Source organism: Cupriavidus sp. 30B13 (assembly GCF_049059565.2).
Classification (GTDB): domain Bacteria; phylum Pseudomonadota; class Gammaproteobacteria; order Burkholderiales; family Burkholderiaceae; genus Cupriavidus.
Window position 1 is genome coordinate 2,104,513 of sequence record NZ_CP188223.1, and the last position, 20,440, is coordinate 2,124,952.

At 72.8% G+C, this 20,440-nt stretch carries 14 protein-coding genes; 7 read left to right on the forward strand and 7 right to left on the reverse strand.

Translation table 11 applies throughout. From position 1 onward, the window contains the following. Positions 1-3: 3 nt before the first annotated feature. On the reverse strand, positions 4-1,608 hold the full coding sequence (locus ACKI2N_RS09645; protein WP_420994208.1) for a DHA2 family efflux MFS transporter permease subunit: 1,605 nt from the start codon (positions 1,606-1,608) through the stop codon (positions 4-6). Beyond that, the gene (locus tag ACKI2N_RS09650; RefSeq protein WP_420994209.1) at positions 1,601-2,770 is read right to left on the reverse strand and encodes an HlyD family secretion protein; all 1,170 of its coding nucleotides are present in this window, start codon (positions 2,768-2,770) and stop codon (positions 1,601-1,603) included. Before ACKI2N_RS09650 ends, ACKI2N_RS09645 begins: the two co-directional genes overlap by 8 nt. A gap of 178 nt (positions 2,771-2,948) precedes the next feature. Between ACKI2N_RS09650 and ACKI2N_RS09655 the strand changes: the two genes are divergently transcribed. Next, on the forward strand, positions 2,949-3,686 hold the full coding sequence (locus tag ACKI2N_RS09655; RefSeq protein ID WP_420994210.1) for a CerR family C-terminal domain-containing protein: 738 nt from the start codon (positions 2,949-2,951) through the stop codon (positions 3,684-3,686). Between the two features lie 77 nt (positions 3,687-3,763). Here the strand turns inward: ACKI2N_RS09655 and ACKI2N_RS09660 are convergent, their stop codons facing one another. The 4 genes from ACKI2N_RS09660 to ACKI2N_RS09675 form a co-directional block, all read right to left on the reverse strand. Continuing rightward, positions 3,764-4,783 (reverse strand): Bug family tripartite tricarboxylate transporter substrate binding protein, encoded by a 1,020-nt coding sequence (locus ACKI2N_RS09660; RefSeq protein WP_420994211.1) that lies wholly within the window; start codon positions 4,781-4,783, stop codon positions 3,764-3,766. Positions 4,784-4,864: 81 nt separating this feature from the next. Beyond that, positions 4,865-6,031, reverse strand: a complete 1,167-nt coding sequence (locus ACKI2N_RS09665; RefSeq protein ID WP_420994212.1) for an acyl-CoA dehydrogenase family protein — start codon at positions 6,029-6,031, stop codon at positions 4,865-4,867. Positions 6,032-6,068: 37 nt separating this feature from the next. Beyond that, complete coding sequence (locus ACKI2N_RS09670) at positions 6,069-7,334, reverse strand: CaiB/BaiF CoA transferase family protein (RefSeq protein ID WP_420994213.1); 1,266 nt, start codon at positions 7,332-7,334, stop codon at positions 6,069-6,071. A 10-nt stretch (positions 7,335-7,344) separates the two neighbouring features. Beyond that, on the reverse strand, positions 7,345-8,121 hold the full coding sequence (locus ACKI2N_RS09675) for an enoyl-CoA hydratase/isomerase family protein (RefSeq protein ID WP_420994214.1): 777 nt from the start codon (positions 8,119-8,121) through the stop codon (positions 7,345-7,347). Positions 8,122-8,284: 163 nt separating this feature from the next. Between ACKI2N_RS09675 and ACKI2N_RS09680 the strand changes: the two genes are divergently transcribed. The 6 genes from ACKI2N_RS09680 (at position 8,285) to ACKI2N_RS09705 (ending at position 19,326) form a co-directional block, all read left to right on the forward strand. Beyond that, positions 8,285-9,121: an IclR family transcriptional regulator gene (locus ACKI2N_RS09680; RefSeq protein ID WP_420994215.1), complete on the forward strand. Its 837-nt coding sequence runs from the start codon at positions 8,285-8,287 to the stop codon at positions 9,119-9,121. Positions 9,122-9,314: 193 nt separating this feature from the next. Beyond that, positions 9,315-10,316, forward strand: a complete 1,002-nt coding sequence (locus ACKI2N_RS09685) for a bifunctional helix-turn-helix transcriptional regulator/GNAT family N-acetyltransferase (RefSeq protein WP_420994216.1) — start codon at positions 9,315-9,317, stop codon at positions 10,314-10,316. 180 nt (positions 10,317-10,496) lie between these two features. Beyond that, a complete protein-coding gene (locus tag ACKI2N_RS09690; protein ID WP_420994217.1) occupies positions 10,497-12,548 on the forward strand; it encodes a CHAT domain-containing protein in 2,052 nt (683 codons plus the stop codon). Between the two features lies 1 nt (position 12,549). Next, the gene (locus ACKI2N_RS09695) at positions 12,550-16,335 is read left to right on the forward strand and encodes an NACHT and WD repeat domain-containing protein (RefSeq protein WP_420994218.1); all 3,786 of its coding nucleotides are present in this window, start codon (positions 12,550-12,552) and stop codon (positions 16,333-16,335) included. Between the two features lie 85 nt (positions 16,336-16,420). Beyond that, entirely contained in the window at positions 16,421-17,797 is a 1,377-nt protein-coding gene (locus tag ACKI2N_RS09700) for a hypothetical protein (RefSeq protein WP_426989521.1), read from the forward strand. After that, positions 17,794-19,326, forward strand: a complete 1,533-nt coding sequence (locus ACKI2N_RS09705; RefSeq protein WP_420994220.1) for a hypothetical protein — start codon at positions 17,794-17,796, stop codon at positions 19,324-19,326. Before ACKI2N_RS09700 ends, ACKI2N_RS09705 begins: the two co-directional genes overlap by 4 nt. On the opposite strand, the gene ACKI2N_RS09710 is transcribed toward ACKI2N_RS09705, so the two are convergent. Beyond that, on the reverse strand, positions 19,309-20,367 hold the full coding sequence (locus ACKI2N_RS09710; protein WP_420994221.1) for a DNA-binding protein: 1,059 nt from the start codon (positions 20,365-20,367) through the stop codon (positions 19,309-19,311). The two genes, ACKI2N_RS09705 and ACKI2N_RS09710, sit on opposite strands and share 18 nt — an antisense overlap. Positions 20,368-20,440: the final 73 nt, after the last annotated feature.

Consider the following 20,440-nt stretch of genomic DNA (forward strand, 5'->3'; position numbering starts at 1 on the left):
CAGTCAGTGACCGGAAGAGACAGGGGCGCCCGGCTTGGGCGTCTTGAGCAGCAGCGCCAGCGGAATGCACAGCAGCAGCGCCAGGCCGAGCGCGTAGAACGTTTCGGAATAGGTCATCACGGCCGCCTCGCGCGCGATGGTGGCGGCCATCTGGCCGACCGCCTGCAGCTTGGCGTGCGCCATGTCGCCATGCTGGGCGAAAAAGCCCGCCGCGCTGGAGGCCAGGTGCTCCTGCCCGAGCGGGCTGTTGGCGCTGACCGATTCGCGGATCACGGCGTCGTGGTAGGCGCTGCGGCGGTCGATCAACGTGCCCAGCAGGGCCAGCCCGATGGAGCCGCCGAGGTTGCGCGCCATGTTGTAGAGCCCGGCCGCGTCGCCCGCTTCATGCGTGGCCACCGCCGCCATCGAGGCCTGGTTGAGCGGCATCATCGCCAGGATCTGGCCAAAGCCGCGCAGGATCTGCGAGCCGGCGAAATCGTGGCCCACGCTCTGCGCGGTCAGCGAGATGTCCAGGAAGCAGCTGGCCACGAAGCACAGCAGCCCGGTGATCACCAGCACGCGGATGTCGAACTTGCCGAGGATGCGCGGCAGGACCGGCATCATCAGGAAGGCCGGCAGGCCGGACAGCAGCATGATGCCGCCCGCCTGCTCGGCGTTGTAGCCGGCGATGCTCGCCAGGAACTGCGGCAGCAGGTAGGACACGCCGTACAGCCCCGCGCCCACCGTGGACACGATCAGGATCACGCTGGCGTAGTTCTTGTTGAGCAGCAGCCGCAGCCGCACGATCGGCGTCTTCGCGGTGAACTGCGCCACCAGCATCATGGCGATGCCGGCGGCCGAGATCAGCGACAGCCACACGATCATCGGCGACTCGAACCAGCGCTCGCGCTGCCCCTCTTCCAGCACCACCGTGAGCGAGCTCAGGCCGATGGTCAGCCCGACGATGCCGAGCCAGTCGGCATCGACGAACTGCCTGAAATCGGCGCGGTCCGGCTTGAGGCCGAAATACAGCAGCGCCACCAGCACGGCGCTGACCGGCAGGTTGACGAAAAAGCACCAGCGCCAGTCCACGTTCTCGGCCAGCCAGCCGCCGATCACCGGCCCCAGCAGCGGGCCCAGCAGCACGATCAGGCCGAACGCCGACATGCCGACCGGCAACTGGTGGCGCGGCAGCCGGGTGCGCACGATGGTCTGCGCGGTGGGGATCATGGCGCCGCCGGCCAGGCCCTGCCCGATGCGGCCGATCACCATCACGCCCAGCGTATGCGAGAGCCCGCACATCATCGAGAAGCCGGTGAACAGCAGCGCGTTCCACATCAGGAAGCGGCGCAGCCCGAACACACGCGTGAGCCACGCGGTGAGCGGGATGATGACGATCTCGGACATCAGGTAGCCCGTGGAAATCCACGTGCCCTCGGTGCCCGCCGCGCCGATCTGCCCCTGGATCTGGGGCAGCGCCGAGTTGGTGATGGAGATGTCGAGCGTGGCCAGCAAGGCGCCGAGCGAGCCGGCCGCCACGGCGATCCAGTCCGCCGCCGAAGCGTTGGCGGGCGCGGCCGGCGGGCTGCCCGCCACGGCGCCGCCGGCTTGCGCCGCGGCCTCAGCCATGAGCGGCCCCGGCGACGGGCGCGCGGGCGCTCTGCGCAGCGTGCTTGCGGGTATCCACGTCCACCGTCACCGACAGCCCGGGCACCAGCGCCGGGCGCGCGCTGTCCGGGATGTCCATGTGGATGCGCACCGGCACGCGCTGCACGATCTTGGTGAAGTTGCCGGTGGCGTTCTGCGGCGGCAGCAGCGCGAACTGCGCGCCGGTGCCGGGCGCCAGGCTTTCCACGCTGCCGTGCAGCGCGCCGTCGGGCAGCGCATCGACGTGGATGGTGACCGGCTGGCCCGGGCGCATGTGGCCGACCTGGGTTTCCTTGAAGTTGGCCGTCAGGTACAGGTCCTGCACCGGCACCACCGTCAGCAGGCGGGTGCCGGGCTGGGCGAACTGCCCCACGCGCACCGCGCGGTCGGCCACGCGGCCGGCCAGCGTGCTGCGCACCACCGTGTCCTGCAGGTCGAGCTCGGCGCGGCGCGCGGCGGCCTGCGCCACCGACAACTGCGCGCGCGCCTGTTCGATCTGGGCCTGCAAGGTGCCGGTGCGGACCTGCGCCGCGCGCAGCGCCGCCTCGTTGGCGGCCAGCGTGGTGGCCGCGCGGGTCTGCGTGTTGCGCAGCTCGGCGGTGCGCTCCTCGGTCTCGGCGCCGGTCTTGACCAGCGGCGCGTAGCGGTCCACCTGCGAGGCCGCGTAGCGCACATTGGCCTGCGCGCCGGTCACCTCGGCCGCGGCCTGCGCGATATTGGCCTTCTGCTGCACCAGGTCGGCCTCGGCGCGGGCCACGTCGGCCTCGCGCGCGGCCACCGTGGCCCGCGCCTCGTCGGCGGCGGCCTGGTACTGGCGCGCATCGAGCCGCGCCAGCGGCTGGCCAGCCTCGACCACCTGGTTGTCGCGCACCAGCACCTCGGCCACGTAGCCGCCCACCTTGGGCGCCACCGTCACGCTGTCGGCCTGCAGGTAGGCATCGTCGGTCGACTCGATGAAGCGGCCGACCAGCCACCAGCGCACGCCCCAGGCGAGCGCGCCGAGCACCAGCACGGCAAGCAGGCCGAGCAGGAGCGCGCGGCGGCGGCTGCGAGGCTGGGCGCGGGCTTCGGGAGACGTTGCGGGGGCGTCGCCGCGCGGCGGCGGATTGCCGAGCGAATCGGCGGTGGGGGCGTTGGCGGACATGGAAGCTCACAGGTTCTGTGAGCGCAATTATTCCAGTTGGAAAAAATGTGTCAAGTGGTATATTTTCGTCCTGGCGCGGCCGGCCGGCGACTTGCTTCCGGCATGCGCCCACAATGACGACGAACGACACGACGAACCACGACGCGCCCCCGCCATCAACAAAAGGAGACCCGAGCCCATGGCCAGACACCGCCCCGCAGCCGAAGGCGGCTACCAGCGCGGAGAAGAAACGCGCGCGCGCATCGTGCAGGCGGCGCTGCGCCTGTTCGGCGAGCGCGGCTACGAGGGCGCCTCCACGCGCGACATCGCCCGCGAAGCCGGCGTCAACGCCCCGGCCCTGCAGTACTACTTCGACAGCAAGGAGGGCGTCTACCTGGCGTGCATCGCCTTCTTCGTGGAGCGCGTGTGGGAGCACCTGGAGGAGGTGGTGGCGCATGCGGAAAGCGTGCTGGCCGACGCGCACGCCGGCGACCGGGCGCTGACCGAGGCCTACCTGAGCATCCAGGCCCGCTTCGCCTCGTTCGCCTACGACGCGCCGGAAGCGGTCCACTGGCGCATGTTCATGGCGCGCGAGCGGGCCGGCCTCGGCCCCGCGGCCTCGTTCGACGTGATCGACAAGGGGCTCAACCGCCGGCTGTTCGCGGCCACCTCCGGCATCATCGGCCGCCTGCTCGGCAAGCCGGCCGACGACGAGGAAACGCGCATCCGCACCGTGGCCATCGACGGCCAGGTGCTGGTGTTCCGCATGATGCGCCGGCAGGTGCTCAGCGTGCTGGGCTGGGAGAGCATCGGCCAGCGGGAAACCACGCGCGTGGCGGCGGTCATCCTCGACCAGACGCGTGAACTGCTGGCGGCGCTGGTGAGGAGCCGGAAGGCGCGGCTGGCGGCGGAGCCGGGGCGCGGGGCGCGGGACTGAGCGCGCGCCGTGCCCGCCATCGTCGCTATTGCGCCCTTCCCGCCTCGCTCGCCCTTCCCGCTGTCCCGCGCGGCGCCCTACTGCAGCTCGATCTTCGCGATCTGGGCCAGCCGCTTCCAGCGCGCGATTTCCTCCTTCTGGTAGTCGCGCAGCTCCGCCGGCGTCGACAGGATCAGCGCCGTGGACTGGTGCTGGTAGTACTCCTTGACGTCGTCGGCCGCGCCCGCGGCGGCGAACAGTTCGCCGAGCCGCCGCGCGATCGGGGCCGGTGTCTTGGCGGAGACCGCGGCGGCCACCCAGTTGTAGGCCAGGAAATCCGGCACGCCCGCCTCCGCCGCGCTCGGCACGCCCGGCAGCAGCGGCGAGCGCTGCGGCGCGGTATAGGCGAGCCCGCGCACCTTGCCGCCCTTGACCAGCTCGATCGCGCCGCTGGCGTCGACCACGGCGAAATCCACGTTGGCGGCCATGACGCCGTTGATGGCGTCGCCCGCGCCCTTGTAGGGCACGGCGGTGGTCTTCATGCGGCCTTGCTCGTTGAGCCATTCGCTGTACAGCGTGTAGGACACCGAGCCGGTGCCGTAGTTGAGCGCGCCCGGGCGCTTGCGCGCGTCCTCCATCAGTTCCTTGAGCGTGCGGTACGGCGAGCCGGCCGGCACGATGATCAGGCAGGGGCCGCGCGACAGCAGCGTGATGGGCGTGAAGTCGGTCAGCGGGTCGTAGGGCAGCTTGCGGAAGGTGGCGGCGTTGGTGGACAGCGTGGAGTTGCTGCCGATGAAGACCGTGTAGCCGTCGGCCGGCGCGCTCAGCAGCGTCTGCACGCCGATGAAGCCGTTGCCGCCCGGCTTGTTCTCCACCACCACGCCCTGCCCGGTCAGCTCGCCGATCTTCTTGGCGAACATGCGCGCGGTGGTGTCGGTGCCGCTGCCGGACGGGAACGGCACGATGAAGCGGATCGGCCGGCTGGGAAAGGCCGGCGGCTGCGCCAGCGCGGCGGCGGGAAACGCCGCCAGCGCGGCGCCGGCGAGCGCGCCCCTGCCGGCGAGGCTGGCGAAGCGGCGGCGCGAGAGCGTGGTGGGTCGGGTGGTGGGTCGGGTCATGCTGTCTCCTTGATGCTCCGCCCGGCAGTGGAGTCCCCCGGTGCGGATGTGGCTTCGAATCGCGGCGCGGCGGCCGCCCCGCTAGCGCTTGAGCCCGAGCAGGTCGCGCGCGATGACCCAGCGGTGCACTTCCGAGGGGCCTTCGTAGATGCGCATCAGGCGCGTCTCGTTTGCCATCTGCTGCAGCGGCATTTCCTTGGTCATGCCCATCGCGCCGAAGGCCTGCATGGCATGGTCGATCACGTCCCACGCCATCTCGGTGGCGAACACCTTGATCATCGAGACCTGGGTGCGCGCCTCGTCGCCGGCGTCGATGCGCGCGGCGGCCTCGTAGGTCATCAGGCGGCAGGCATGGATGCGCGTGGCGGCATCGGCCACCCACCACTGGATGGCCTGGCGCTCGGCCAGCGGCGCGCCGAAGGTGTGGCGCTGCGGCGCGTACTCGCACAGCATGTCGAGCGCGCGCTGCGCGCGGCCGATGCACCACGCCGCCATCTGCACGCGCCGGCTCGACAGCCGCGCCTGCATCGGCGCGAATCCCCGGCCTTCCTCGCCCAGCAGCTGGGCGCGCGGAATGCGGCAGTCCTCCAGCACGACCTCGTAGGTGGAGGCGCCGCCGATCATCGGAATGCGCCGCTCCACCTTGAAGCCGGGCGTGCCGCGGTCGACCAGGAAGGCCGAGATGCCGCCGCGCGCGCCGCGCGCCTTGTCGGTCACCGCCATCACGATGGTCCAGTCGGCGCGCGCGGCGCGGCTGATCCAGATCTTGCGGCCGTTGAGCACCCAGTCGTCGCCGTCGCGCTCGGCGCGCGTCGACATCATGGCCGGATCGCCGCCGGCGCCGGGTTCCGAGATGGCGATGGCGGAAATGGTCTCGCCGCGCGCGTACGGCTCCAGGTAGCGCGCGCGCTGGGCCGCGTCGGCGGTCTTGAGCAGCATGCGCAGGTTGGGCGAGTCGGGCGGCAGGTCATAGGGCGCGATGGTCTTGCCCAGTTCTTCGTTGACGCCGACCATGGCCACCACCGGCAGGTCGGTGCCGCCCATCTCGGCCGGCGCGTCCAGGCCCCACAGGCCAAGCTCGCGCGACAGCCCGTCGAGCCGCTCCTGGTCCTGCGGCAGCAGCGCGAGCTGGCCGCCCTGCGCCTCGCGCGCCAGCGCGCCCGCTTCCAGCGGGATCAGCTGCTCGCGCACGAAACGCGCGACCAGGTCCTTGAGCATCTGGTGCTCTTCATCCAGCGCGAAGTTCATGCCTCGTCTCCTCTCGTTGTCATGGTGTGCGTGATCCTCATGGTGCGTTGCCGCCCGCGCAGTCCGCCGTTTCGGCGCCGCCCGCCAGCAGCGCGATCTCCTCCGGCGCCAGCCCCGCTTCGCGCAGGACTTCCGCGGTGTGCTCGCCCAGCGCCGGCGCGTGGCGGCGCAGCGACAGCGGCGTGGCGGAGAAGCGCGCCGCCGGCCGCATCTCGCGCAGCGGCCCTTCGGTGGGATGCTCGGTCCGCTGGAACAGGCCGACCGCGGCGAGATGCGGATGGCCGGGCAGTTCGTCCGGCGTGTAGATCGGCGTGGCCGGAATGTCGAGCGCCTCGAACAGCGCCATCCACTGCGCGGTGGTGCGCGCGGGCGTGATTTCCCCGAGATGCCGGTACAGCGCGCGGATGTTGGCGTTGCGCTTGGCGCGGCTGGCGATGTCGTACTTGTCGGCAAGCTCGTCGCGGCCCACGGCATGGAAGAAGGCCTTCCAGTGGCGGTCGGTATAGGGCAAGGCGCAGATCCAGCCGTCGGCGGTCTGCGCCGGGCGGCGCCCGCCCTGCAGCAGGCGCGCGTAGCCGGCGCCGCCGGTGGCCGGCTCGAAGGTCAGCCCGGCCAGGTGCTCGGCCATGACGAAGCTAGCCATGGTTTCCAGCATCGGCACCTCCACCGACTGGCCGCCACCGTGGCGCTCCCGGTGCAGCAGCGCGGCCAGCACGGCGTTGGCCAGCGCCAGCCCGGTGGTCTTGTCGGCGATCAGGCTGGGCACGTACTCGGGGCGCCCGCCCGCCGACGAGCCCAGCGCCACCAGCCCGCAGGCGGCCTGGATGATGTCGTCGAAGGCCGGCTTGTCGCGGTGCGGGCCGTCCTGGCCGAAGCCGGTGGCCACGCAGTAGACGATGCGCGGATTGATGGCCGCCACCGCCGCGTAGCCGAAGCCCAGCCGCTCGATGGCGGCCACGCGCATGTTGTGGACCAGCACGTCGGCCCCGGCGATCAGGCGCCGCAGCGCGGCCGCGCCCTCGGGGCGCTTGAGGTCCAGCACCACCGAGCGCTTGTTGCGGTTGAGCGCCAGATAGATCGAGCTCATGCCGGCGTGGCGCGAAACGCCGTTGGCGCGCATCAGGTCGCCTTCCGGGCCCTCGATCTTGATGACGTCCGCGCCGAGGTCCGCCAGCGCCTGCGTGGCCATCGGGCCCAGCACCACCGAGGTCAGGTCGAGCACGCGGATGCCGTCCAGCGGGCCGGCCGGCGCCGCTGCCGCTGTCGCCGCTGCCGAATTCGCTGCCGGGATCGGTTTGTCCATGCGGCCTCCCTCAGCAGCGCCGGAACACGGGCGTGCGGCGCTCGGCCATCGCCGCCACGCCTTCGCGGAAATCGGCGGTGGCGAACTGCCCGCGCTGGATGGCCAGCTCGCGCCGGTTGGCCTCGGCCACCCGGTCGGCCAGCCCCAGGCGCAGCGTCTCGCGCGTGCTTTCCACGGCCAGCGGCGCCGACGCCGCGATCTCGTGCGCCAGCGCCAGCGCGCGTGGCAGCACTTCGCCCTGCGCCACCAGCTCGTCGGCCAGCCCGATGCGCACCGCCTCCTCGCCGCCGATGCGCCGGCCGGTATAGAACAGCAGCGCGGCCTGCTGCTCGCCGACCAGGCGCGGCAGCGTCACGCTCATGCCGAAGCCCGGGTGAAAGCCCAGCCGGTTGAAGTTGGCGCTGAAGCGCGCCTCGCGGCAGGTCACGCGGAAATCCGCCACCAGCGCCAGGCCCATGCCGGCGCCGATGGCCGCGCCCGCCACCGCCGCCACGATCGGCTTGCGGCTGCGGTACAGCTTCATGGCCTGGGCGTAGAAGGCCGACGGATCGCGCGACACGCTGCCCTGCTCCGCGCCGCTGAAATCCGCGCCGGCGCAGAAAGCGCCCACGCCGGACGACAGCACCACGGCGCGGCACGTGTCGTCGTCGTCGAGCCGCAGCAGGGTCTCGGCCAACTGGCCCATGAGGCCGGCGTCGACAAAGTTGTGGGGCGGGCGCGAGATCTCGATCTGCGCGACATGCTGGTCGCGCGACAGGCGGATCTCCGGCGGGGATGCCAGGGTCATGGCGTAGGCTCCGGATAGACGGTGAAGAAGGAAGGGAGGCAGCGCCGCCGCATGCCGGCACCGCCTCGCTGGCCGACAGTATTCGCCGATGCACGGCCCGGCGCTACGCTACAATTTCGGATACCGAAATCATGGGCAGTCCACCGACGCCGCCGCCTGCCGCATGCCAGCCCCCTCGCCCGCCGTCTCCACGCGCCAGCTCACCCACAGCACCGGCCGCTTCACGCGCCAGACCGGCGGCAGCCAGTCGCTCGAGCGCGGGCTGATGCTGCTGCGCGCGTTCCGCGTGGGCTCGTCCAGCCTGACCAACGCCGAGCTGGCCGCGCGCACCGGCCTGCCGCGGCCCACCGTGAGTCGCCTCACGCGCTCGCTGGTCGATGCGGGCTTCCTGCGCTACGACATCACCGAGCGCGCCTACCGGCTGGCCGCCGTGGTGCTCAGCCTGGCCGACGCCTTCGGCCACGCCAGCGTCGTGCCTGAGGTCGCCTTGCCGCTGATGCGCAGGATTGCCGAGGCGAAGAAGGTCAACGTGGGCCTGGCGGTGGCCGACCAGACCGCGATGGTCTACCTGGCCTCGGTGCGCCACAGCGGCGACAGCGTGTCGCGCACGCGGCGCGTGGTGCCCGGCACGCGCGTGCCGATGGAAGCCACGGCGATCGGCCTGGCCTACCTGGCCGCCCTGCCCGCCGCGGTGCGGGAAGACCTGGTGCAGGAGATCACGCAGAAGGCCGGCGAGCCGTGCCCGGAACTGCGCAAAGAAGTGGCCCGCGGCATCGCGCAAGCGCAGGCCCTGGGCTACTGCACGGCCAATTACCAGCCCGGCCACCTGACCGCCGTGGGCGCCGCGTTCCAGGGCCCGGACCACCAGTGGTACGGGCTCAACATCAGCTTCCCGCACAAGGCCAGCGAGAAGCCGCGCGACGTGGCGCGCTATGCGCCGCTGCTGCTCGGCCTGATCGCGGAGATCCGCGCCGCCTGCGACGGGCGCGCGCGCGCCTGAGCCCGGCGCGGCCGGTCCGGCGAAGCAAGCCGATGTCCGCGAAACAGTGGCCGGCCCGCCTTGAACAAGTTGCGCGTCGCAAGTATATTGGTTGCGGACCGCAACCCTTCGATTGCCGGATTCCCGGATTCCCCGGATTGCCGGATTGCCAGCCCGGTGTCCCGGCCCTCCCTTCCAGCCTAACCCCGCTCCCATGGACTTCGTCGACCTCCCCGCCCAGACCCGCGACCGCACCATCCTGGAACTGCGCGAGTTTTCCCGCAAGCTGGTGCGCGAGCTGGGCTTCATGCGCAACACCCTGGCCGACAGCGAGCTCTCGCCGTCGGCCGTGCACGCCATCATCGAAATCGGCCTCGCGCCGGGCCTGCCGGCACGCGATCTGGCCCTGCTGCTGCGCCTGGACAAGTCCAATACCAGCCGGCAGCTCGCCAAGCTGGAGGCCGCCGGCCTGCTGCGGCGCGAGGCCGCGAGCGACGACGGGCGCTCGGCCCGGCTCTACCTGACCGAAGCGGGCCAGAAGCTGCGCCGCAAGATCGACCGCTTCGCCACCGACCAGGTGTCCGGCGCGCTGCGCAAGCTGATGCCTGCCGACCAGCAGACGCTGGTGCGGTCGCTCTCGCTGTATGCCGATGCGCTGGCGCAGGACAACGCCACCAGGGCGGCGCGCGCGGCCAGCGATGGCGACGGGCGGATCGTCGAAGGCTACCAGCCCGGATGCATCGGCGACGTGGCCAGCCTGCACGCGCGCCACTACGCGGCGGCGTCGGGCTTCGGCGTGTATTTCGAGCGGAAGGTGGCGACCGAGCTGGCGGAATTCGCAGCGTCCCTGCCCGCCCCCGGCAAGGCGCTCTGGCTCTACGTCGAGAACGGCAGGACGCTGGCTTCGCTCGCCATCGACGGCGACCCGGCCGGCGGCGCCGCCCATCTGCGCTGGTTCATCGTCGACGCCTCGCTGCGCGGCACGGGCCTCGGGCGGCGCTTGCTGGACAAGGCCATGGCGTTCGTCGACGCGCGCTTCGGCGAAACGTATCTCTGGACCTTCAAGAGCCTGGACGCGGCGCGCCATCTCTATGAGTCGTCCGGCTTCCGGCTGACCGGCGAGGCGGAAGGCTCGCAGTGGGGCACCGTGGTGGTGGAGCAGCGCTTCAGCCGGCGCGCGGGCGGTGCCGGCGACGCCGCGCAAACGCCGCGCTGACCTTTGCCCCCGCGCGCTGGCCAGCCAGGCCATGGCGGATGACGCTTGCGTCACCGCTGCGGCGATCGGCATACGGAGGCGTCGCCGCCCAAATTGCATTTTTGGCAAATATCACCTTCATTAGCTAGGGAAGACAAAAACACCCCAAAAATACCGGCGCCCGGGCTCGCGGGAGGGACCATGGCTCGCAACTACTCCGAGCTCGAGATCGTCCTCGGCACCGATGGCAGCGGCCGGTACGAGGTGGAAGCGCGCCATCGCGTGCCCGAGGGCGACGCCATCACGCCGCGCGTGCCGCTGGCGCTCGATCCGGCCGCGCCGGCGCTGCGCGATGCCGATCCGCAGGTGTGCGGCCGCGCGCTGGCGGCCAGCCTGTTCGCCGCGCCGGCCGTGCGCGATGCGTTCGTGGCCGCGCAAGCCGCGGCGGACGAGCGCCGCCTGGATCTGCGCGTGCGCCTGCGCATCGGCGTGGAAGCACGCGAACTGCATGCGCTGCCATGGGAAACCCTGTTCGACCCGGCCGGCGAGCACGCGCTCTTCATCGCGCAGCGCTGCTTCTTCTCGCGCTACCTGTTTGCGCGCGAGATGCGCCTGCCCAAGCTGCGCGCCAAGAGCGACGTGACGGCCCTGGTGGCGGTGGCCAACCCCAGCGGCCTTGGCCCCGGCATGGCGGCGATCGACGCGCAGGGCGAGGCCGCGCGCGCCTGCGCGGCGCTGGCCCCGGTCCCGGTGACGGTGCTGGCCGAACCCGGCCAGGCCTCGGTCGAACGGATCCTGGACGCGCTGCGCAACGGCGCCGACGTGCTCTACCTGGTCTGCCACGGCGCGCTGGTGGACGGCGAGCCGATGCTGTGGCTGGAACGCATGGACGGCAGCCGCGACCTGGTGGCCGGCAGCGTGCTGGTGAACCGCATCGCCACGCTGGACCGGCCGCCCAACCTGGTGGTGCTGTGCTCGTGCCAGAGCGCCGGCGCGGGCCCCAGGGCGGGCACCACGCTGATGGCGCTGGGCCCGCTGCTGGCGCAGGCCGGGGTGCCGGCGGTGCTGGCCATGCAGGGCAACGTGGGCGTGGCCACCATGAGCGCCTTCATGCCGGTGTTCTTCGCCGAGCTGCGCGACCACGGCGAGGTGGACCGCGCCGCGGGCGTGGCGCGCGCCGCCGTCAGCCAGTACCCCGACTGGTGGATGCCGGCGGTGTTCACGCGGCTCGACAGCGGCCGCATCTTCTACCCGCCGGGCTTCGGCCCCGACGAAGGCGATGGCACCGACGCCTGGCGCGCCGTCATCGAGAACATCCAGCACGGCGAAACCACGCCCATCCTCGGCCCCGCCATGAGCGAAACGGTGTTCGGCTCGCGGCTGCAGCTGGCGCAGATGTGGGCCGAGGCCTATCACTTCCCGATGGCGGCGCACGAGCGCGACGAGCTGCCGCAGGTGGCGCAGTACCTGGCGGTCTCCCAGCAAGGCGTGTTTCCGCGCCGGCTTTTCTACAAGTTCGCCTACCAGCACCTGTGCGAGCAGTATCGCGACATCCTGCCGCCCGCGCTGTCGGCGCTGCGCAACGAAGACATCATCGCGCAACTGGGCGAGGCGGTTTGCGCGGTGGGGCGCGCGCAGCGCCGGCAGGATGCCGACAATCCCTACCGCGCCATGGCCCGCCTCAGGCTGCCGGCCTACCTGACCACCGATCCCAGCGACCTGCTGGCCGACGCGCTGCGCGAGGCCGGCACCGACCCCGGCGTGCGGCTGTGCCGCTGGAACCGCCAGGCCGAAGCCTGCGACGACGCGCTGGCCGAAGGCCGCAAGCGCGCCAATCCCACCGCGCAGGCGCCCATGGTGCTCAAGCTGTTCGGCGACCTGCGCGAGCCCGGCTCGCTGGTGCTGACCGAGGACCAGTATTTCGACTACCTCACCAGCGTGTCGATGAACCGCAACGCGATACCGCTCTCGGTGCGCGCGCGGCTCAACGACAGCGCGCTGCTGTTCGTCGGCTTCGACGTGCAGTCGTGGGAATTCCGCATCCTGTTCCGCAGCATCCTCAACCTGGAGGGCGCGGACCTGCGGCAGGAGTACCAGCACCTGTCGGCCCAGCTCGACCCCAACAGCATCGTCGACCCGGTGAGCGCGCGGCGCTACCTGGAACGCTATTTCCAGGACAAGGCGCGCCTCAAGCTGTACTGGGGCGACGTGGGCATGTTCACCGCCGAGCTGCTGCGGCGCCTGGAGGGATGAGATGGCGGCCCTTCCCGCTTCCGGCGCCGCCCGCAGCGACGCGCATGCCGGCGCGCGGTGCCCCTACATCGGGCCCATGCCGCTGGGCGAGGCAGATCCGATCTTCGGCCGCGACGCCGAGATCGACGAACTGCGCGACCGCCTCGTCGCCGACCGCATCGTCTTGCTGTATTCGCCTTCCGGCGCGGGCAAGAGCTCGCTGATCGAAGCCGGGCTGCGGCCGCGCCTGGCCGACCGCTTCGACGTGCTGCCGAGCGCGCGCGTGAGCGTGCCCTACGACGGCGGCAACCGCTATGTCACCAGCGTGCTGCATTGCTGGGCGGCGCGCGCCGGGCTCGCGCCGCGGCCGGACGACACGCTCCTGTCCTGCCTGGCCCGCCTGGAGGACCACGGCGCGGGCGGCCGCGCGCGGCGGCTCCTGATCGTGCTCGACCAGTTCGAGGAAATCTTCACGCTCGACAGCACCGACCTCGCGGCCAAGCGCGCCTTCTTCGCGCAGCTGGGCGAACTGCTGGGCCGCGGCGGCAGCCCGGTGTGGGCGCTGGTGGCGATGCGCGAGGAATATTTCTCATGGCTCGACGCTTATCGCGAGCTGGTGCCGACGCGGCTGGTAAACACCATGCGCATCGACCTGCTGTCGCGCGAGCAGGCGCTGCAGGCGCTGCGCGGGCCGGCGCTGGCGGCCGGCGTGGACTTCCGCGAGGACGCGGCGCGGCAACTGGTGACGGACCTGGCCCAGGTGCGCACGCGCGACGCCGCCGGGCAGGTCAGCCTGCGCGAGGGGCGCTATGTCGAGCCGGTGCAGCTGCAGGTGGTCGGGCTGAGCTTGTGGCAGTCCTGCTTCGGCCCGGCCGGGCCGCCGGCGCGCGGGGGCGTCATCACGCTCGAGCAGGTACGGCACCTGGACACCGGCGCGGCGCTGGCTTCGTATTGCAACCTGGCCCTGGACGCGGCCACCGCCACGCGCATCCGCCAGCGCGTGGTGCGCGACTGGATCGAGAACAGCCTGATCACCGCCACCAACATGCGTGCCCAGGCCACGCTCGATGCCGGCTCGCGCAACGCGCCCACCGCGGCCGAGCTCGACGTGCTGCAGCAATACCACCTGGTGCGCGCGCAAAGCCGCCAGGACGCGCAGTGGCTGGAGCTGGCGCACGACCGGCTGATCGAGCCGGTGCGCGCCAGCAATGCGCAATGGCGCACCCGCTACCTGCCGCACTGGAAGCAGCTGGCGCGGGCCTGGGCCCTGTCGGGCGAGAATCCGGGCGTGTTCGGCAAGCTCACCTCCACCGAGGAACTCGACGACACCCTGCTCGAAGCCGAAGACCGGCACAGCGAAGCGGAAAACCGCTTCCTCGCCGCCTACCAGCGCCACCGCGCCGAGCGCGAGCGCGCGCGGCGCTGGCACATCTTCGGCTACTCGCTGGCGGGCGCCACGCTGCTGTTCCTGATCGTGGTGGTGGTGCTGGCGTGGCAACTGCGCGCGACCAAGCAAGACCTGGCCATGCAGAACGCCTTGTTCTCCCTGCTCGGCTCGCGGCCGACGCCGGACGCCGCGCTGCTGGCGGCGGTCGAAGGCACGCGCGGGCAGCCCGGCCACGCACGGCCGGAAGGCTTCGATTTCCGGCGCTCGCTGGTCGGCGCCATGAACCGGGCGCGCCATATCGAGGCCTATCTGGCGCGCGCCGACCAGCAGATGCTGGAAGTGCAGGCCGACGCCGGCTACCGGGCGACCGCGCGGCTCGGCGGCAGCCGCCAGACCGTGGACATCACAGCGCTCGAACCGGGCGGGCGCACCGTGCGCCTGGACGAGACCGCGCTGCGCAACCAGCATCCCGCGGGCGTGCGGGTATTCGCGCTGACCGGCGCCGGCACGCTGGCCACCGGCGGGCAGGACGGCAGCGTGGCCGTGTGGAACGCCGCCCGGCCCGCGCGCGCGACGGTGCTGCTGCCGCCGCCGGACGCCGGGCGCGACGGCGGCTGGGGAGCGGTTTCCGCGCTGTCGAGCGACGGCCGGCGCCTGGTCGCGGGGTACGACCGGGGCGGCGTCGCCGTGTGGGATCTGGCCAGGGCCGGCGATAGCTGGCGGCGCCCGATCGCCGGCGGGCGCGCGCACGCGCTGCGCGTCGCCGCTGCCGTGCTGTTCGACCAGGGCCGCCAGCTCGCCACCGCGGGGCGCGACGGCAAGGCCCGGCTGTGGCGCCTGCCGGAAGATCCGCAGGCGGACCCCGCGCTATTGACGGCGCCCGAGCACGACCTGCCGGCGCCGGCCGGCGAGGCCGACTGGTATGCCGGCTACCACAGCATCGCGGTCAGCCCGGACGGCCGCCTTGCCGTCGCCGGCACGCGCGGCGGGCGCATCAGCGTGTGGCGCACCGCCGACGGCGAGCTGTGGCCGCGCCCGCTGCAGGGCCACGACGACGCGGTGGCGCGGCTGGTGTTTACCGACGACAGGCAGCTGCTTTCGGGCGGCTGGGACGGCCGCGTGATCCGGTGGCAACTGGATCCCGAGCGCATGCAGTCCGCCCGCAACGAGCTGCTGGACCTGCCGAGCCAGATCACCGGCCTGGCACTGGCGGGCAAGGACCAGCGCCTGTTCGCCTCCACCGAGCAAGGGGAACTGCTGCAGATGCGCTTCGATGCGCCCCGGCACCCGATGGCCAGCGTCGTCTCGCGCGGCCGGGACGAGACGCCGCTGCTGCTGGCGCTGGCCGGTGTCGCCCCGCCGCTGGCCGCCGCGGCCGAGAACGGCAAGCTGGTGCTGCTGCAGGCCGAAGCGGGCAAGCCCGCCAGCCGGCGCCCGGTCGCCTTGCCCGCCGCGCCGGTGCGGGCGCTGGACTGGGCGCGCCGCGCGCGGCGCCTCGCCGTGGCGGACGACAACGGCCAGATCTGGCTGCTCGACGCCGACGGCAACGGCAGGCCCATCCTGCCGGGCGTCATGGCCGGCGCCGGCACCCGCCTGACGCTCAGCGACGATGCCCGGCTGCTGGCGGTCCGCTCGGGCGATCCGGCCGGCGAGCGGCGCCTCGAACTCTGGCGCCTGGCACCCGACGCGGGCGCGGCTGCCGCCACGGCTTCCATGGCCCCTGCCGCCTCCGCCGACGAGGCCATGACCTGCCGCATCGCGCTGCCCGAGCCGCTCGCGCACGCTGCCTATGCCGCGTTCAGGCCCGGCACGGCCGAGCTTGCCGTGGCCGAGGACGACAAGATCAGCCTGTGGCGCATCGCGCTGCCCGGCGCCGGCTGCGGCGACGCCACGGCGGCCGTGGCCCTGCGCTTCGAGGCCCTGCCGCGCGGCCAGGTCACCAGCCTGGCCTTCGATGCGCGCGGCACCGCGCTGGTGGCCGGCAACTATCTCGGCAAGGTGTACCGGCTGGCATTGCCGGCGGCATCCGGCGCCGCCGGGGCGGCCCAGGCCGCCCCGGCCATCCTCAAGCAGGATGCCGCCGGCGTCATCACCGCGCTGGCCGCGCCCGAGGCGCCGTTCGTGGTGGCCGGCGACGACCACGGCAACCTGTTCCTGCTCGATCGCGAGACCGAGCGGCCGCTGCCCGTCCCGCAAACGCTCTATCGCGACCCGCGCCAGCCGATCGCCGCCCTCTCCGTCAGCGACGACGGGCGCTGGCTGTACGCCGCCGGCACCAGCCTCTCGGCCATCTGGGACCTGGACATGGCGCACTGGCGCCAGCAAGCCTGCGCCATCGTGGGCGGCGGCTTTACCGCGGCGCAGAAGGCGGAGTTCTTCAAGGGCGATACGCCGCGGCCGACCGCGTGCGAGCCGCATTGAACACCATGCACGCCATGCACTGAATGTTTTCGATGGAGCGGGCAGTGCGGACCACCCTGCCGCGCCCGCGCAAAAGGAGCACCCCATGCCAATCCAGACCATTGCCGGCGGCAGTGCCACCTACGCCCTGCTCGCGCTCGATGCCGGCGGCAACGAGCGCGGCGGCGACCCCGACGGCATCGGCGGATGCCTGTCCGCGCGCCTGCTGGCGCAGTGGCAGGCCGCCGCGCCTACCGATGTCTTTCTCTGGAGCCACGGCTGGCAAGGCGACCTGCCGGCCGCGCGCAGCCAGTACGACCGCTGGATCGGCGCCTTCTCGCGCAGCGCGGGCGACGAGCAAGCCATGCGCGCGCGGCATCCGGACCTCGCCGTTGCCCATATCGGCGTGCACTGGCCCAGCCTGCCGTGGGGCGAGGAGGAGCTCGGAGAGACGGGCGCCGGCGCCAGCTTTGCGGCACAGGCCGGCGCCGGCCCGCAGGCTCTGATCGAAGCCTATGCGCAACGCCTCGGCGACACGCCGGCGGTGCGCGCCGCGCTCGCGGCCATCTTCGAGGCGGCGCGCACCCAGGCCGACGCCGTCCGCCTGCCGGCGCAGGCGCGCCAGGCCTATCTGCGGCTCGACCAGGCGCTCGCGCTGGGCAGCGCGGGCGTGGGCGGCGACGCCGGCTCCGACCGGCTGCCGTTCGATCCCGACGCCGCCTTTGCCGAAGCCACCCAGCTGGGCGCCGCGTTCGGCGGCGGCGCCTTGCTGGGCGGGCTGCTGGCGCCGCTGCGCCAGCTTTCCTTCTGGAGCATGAAAAAGCGCGGCCAGACCGTGGGCGAGCAAGGCGTGCATGCGCTGGTCAACCACATAGAAGAGGCGCTGCCGGCCGCGCGCATCCACCTGATGGGCCACAGCTTCGGCGCCGTCGTCATGTCCGCCGCGCTGGGCGGCCCCGGCGGCACGGCGGCGCTGCGCCGCCCGGCGTGCTCCTGCGTGCTGGTGCAGGGCGCGATGTCGCTGTGGGCCTACGCGCCCGACATTCCGGTGCGGCCGGGCACGCCAGGCTATTGCCACCGCCTGCTGCCCGATGGCAAGGTCGGCGGGCCGCTGGTGGTCACGCGCTCGCGGCACGACAGCGCGGTCGGCACGCTCTATCCCTGGGCCGCGGGCGTGGCGGGCCAGGTCGCCTTCGATGCGCCCGATGCGCTCGATGGACCCGATGGGCCCGAAGCGGCGCCGGCCTATCCCACCTTCGGCGCCATCGGCGCGTTCGGCATCCAGGGCGTCGCCGGCAGCGCGGACGCCGCCATGCAGCCCTTTGACGGCCGCTACGACATGGCCGGCGGCACGGTGCTCAACGTCGACGCCAGCCAGTACATCTGCCACAAGAGCGGCGTGGCGGGCGCGCACAACGATATCGACGGCCCCGAGGTGGCCCACCTGATCTGGCAAGCCGCGCTGGCCGGAGCGGCATCGTGAGCCAGCTTCCCGCCCCCGCGCCCGCCGCGGCCGACGGCGAGCCGGCGCCGTCCATGCCGGTGCCGCTCGGCATCCAGGCCGACACCGGGCGCCCGCTGCCGGAAATCGACGCGCCCGGCCTCGCCGCCTTCAGCGCGCGCGAGCAGGCCGCACGCCGCGCGCCCGAGCGCGCCGCGGAAAAAGCCCGGCAGGCCGAAACCTACGCCGTGCTCGGCGATATCGACGGCGACAAGCTCGGCGAGGCCGGCTGGGGCCTGCTGTTCCCCTCCGACCTCGATCCCGCGCCCTACCTGGACGCGCTGGCGCCGCTGATCGCCTGGCGGCGGCGCGAGGCGGGCGACATCGCGGTATTCCAGGGCGCCGACGGCTGCCTGCCCGGCGAGACCGCCGCCACCTGGCTGGCGCGGCACAAGGTCTCGCTCAACGTGGTCGATCCCGCGCTGGGCGTGCCCTACTACCTGGTGCTGGTCGGGCCGCCCGGCAGGATTTCCTTCGCCTTCCAGTACACGCTCGACCTCTACTGGGCGGTGGGCCGGCTGGATTTCGCCGAGGTGGCCGATTTCCGCCACTACGCCGACAGCGTGGTGGCCTACGAAACCGCCGCCGGCGTGGCCGCCAGCCGCAGCATCGCGCTGTTCGCCACCTGCCACGATTTCGACCGCGCCACCCAGTTGCTGACGCGGCAACTGGCCGCGCCGCTCGCGCTGGGCAACGCGCAGGCCGGGCCGCTGGGCGCGCGCCAGGGCTTCGCCATGCAGCCGCTGCTGGGCGAGGCCGCCACCAAGGCCGCGCTGGCCGAGGTCCTGCGCGGCAAGGGTCCCGGCGGGCCGCCCGCCCTGCTCTTCACCGGCTCCCACGGCATGGGCTTTCGCGCCGACGACGCGCGGCTGGCCGCTGCCCAGGGCGCGCTGGTCTGCCAGGACTGGCCCGGCTACGGCGCCATCGGCCCCGAACACTGGTTCGCCGCGCAGGACGTGCCCGACGACGCGCAGTGCCACGGCCTGATCCAGTTCTGCTTCGCCTGCTATGGCGCCGGCTGCCCGGAATTCGACAACTTCAGCCGCGCCGACGGCCCCGCCGCGCGCCTGGCGCCCGCCCCCTTCACCGCGCGCCTGCCGCAGCGCCTGCTGGCGCACCGCCATGGCGGCGCGCTCGCCGTGCTGGGGCATGTCGACCGGGCCTGGGCCTATGGCTTCCAGTCCGAACGCGCCGACCCGCAGACGCAGGGATTCCGCGACGTAGCCGGCAGCCTGCTGCGCGGCGAGCGCGTCGGCCAGGCCACCGACCGCTTCAATATCCGCTGGGCTGCCCTGAGCACCGAACTGGCCGACCTGCTGCGCGACCGCGGCGCGGGCGCAGCGGTGTCCGACGCCGACCTCGCGCTGCGCTGGGTGGCGCGCGACGACGCACGCAACTACGTGGTGCTGGGCGACCCGGCGGTGCGGCTGAGGGTGCGCGACATGGCCGGGCCGGCCGCCGGCCAGCCTTGCCCGCCGCAGCCCGGCCACGCTTCACGCGCCGGTCTTTGACGGCGGCTTGCCGGGCAGGAACCTGGTCCGCGTCACCGGCGCCTTGCGCCGGCCGGTCCCGCTGCGCCGCAGGGCGGCGGCCTCCGCCTCGGCGTGCCCGGCGCGGCGCGCGGCGGCTTCGCGTTCGGCGCGCAGCGCATCCAGCGCTTGCGCCCTCCCGGCCAGTTCCCGCTGCGCCGCCGCCAGCCGCTGAAGCAGCGCCTCGGCTTCGGCCTGCAGCCGCGCGCGCTCTGCGCTGCTGGCCACCGCCGCTTCCTGCGCCCTGGCCTGCGCGGCCGACAACTCGGCGCGCTGGTCCGCCGCCGCCTGTTCGCCCTTCTGGCGCAGCGTGCGCTCCTGGTCGATCTCCCGCAGCGCGCGCCGCTCGGTGGCGCCGGCACGCTCCTGGGCCACGGCGGCCTGCTCGCGCGCGCGCTCGAGTTCCGCCGAGAACTGCGCGCGCAGCTCGCCCAGTTGCCGTTCCTGCGCCTGTGCCTGGTTCCTGCCTTCCTCCAGCCGCGCCCGGGTGGCGGCATGCGCCTGGCGCTCGGCATCCAGTTCCGCCTGCAGCGCGGCCAGCGCCTGGCGGGCCGCGTCCCTTTCGTCCGCGGCCACGGCGGTCTCGCGCTCGGCCGCCGCGGCGGCGGCGCGCGCCTGGTCGCGCTGCGCCTGCGCCTCGCTGGCCTGGCGGCCTGCCTCGGCGCGCAGCGCCGCCAGCTCGCCGGCGGCGGACTCGCTGGCGGCCTGCCAGATCTGCTGCACGGCATCCGCCGCGACCTGCTTGATGGCGTCGGGCAGGCCGGGATGCTCGATCCGCACGCGCGACTGCTCGCGCAGGTCCTGCCAGAACTGGCCCAGCACCTCGAGCGGCGTGCCCATGCTGCCTTTGCGCACGAGTCCGTAGAGCTTGTTGGCGGTGGGCGTGATGCCGTAGCGGAAGAACAGCAGGCCGCAAACCTCGCGGTACAGCGCGCGGGTTTCGGGAAAACGCTCGCGCAGCGCGGCGACGTCGGCGTGGAGGCCGGCCTCGGTGGTTTCGGGCGATTCGGGCTGGAGCGGCATGGTGGATGTCGATAAATTCGTATTTAGTAAATATTACTACGTAATACGTATAATTACTTGAAAATCGCCCAAT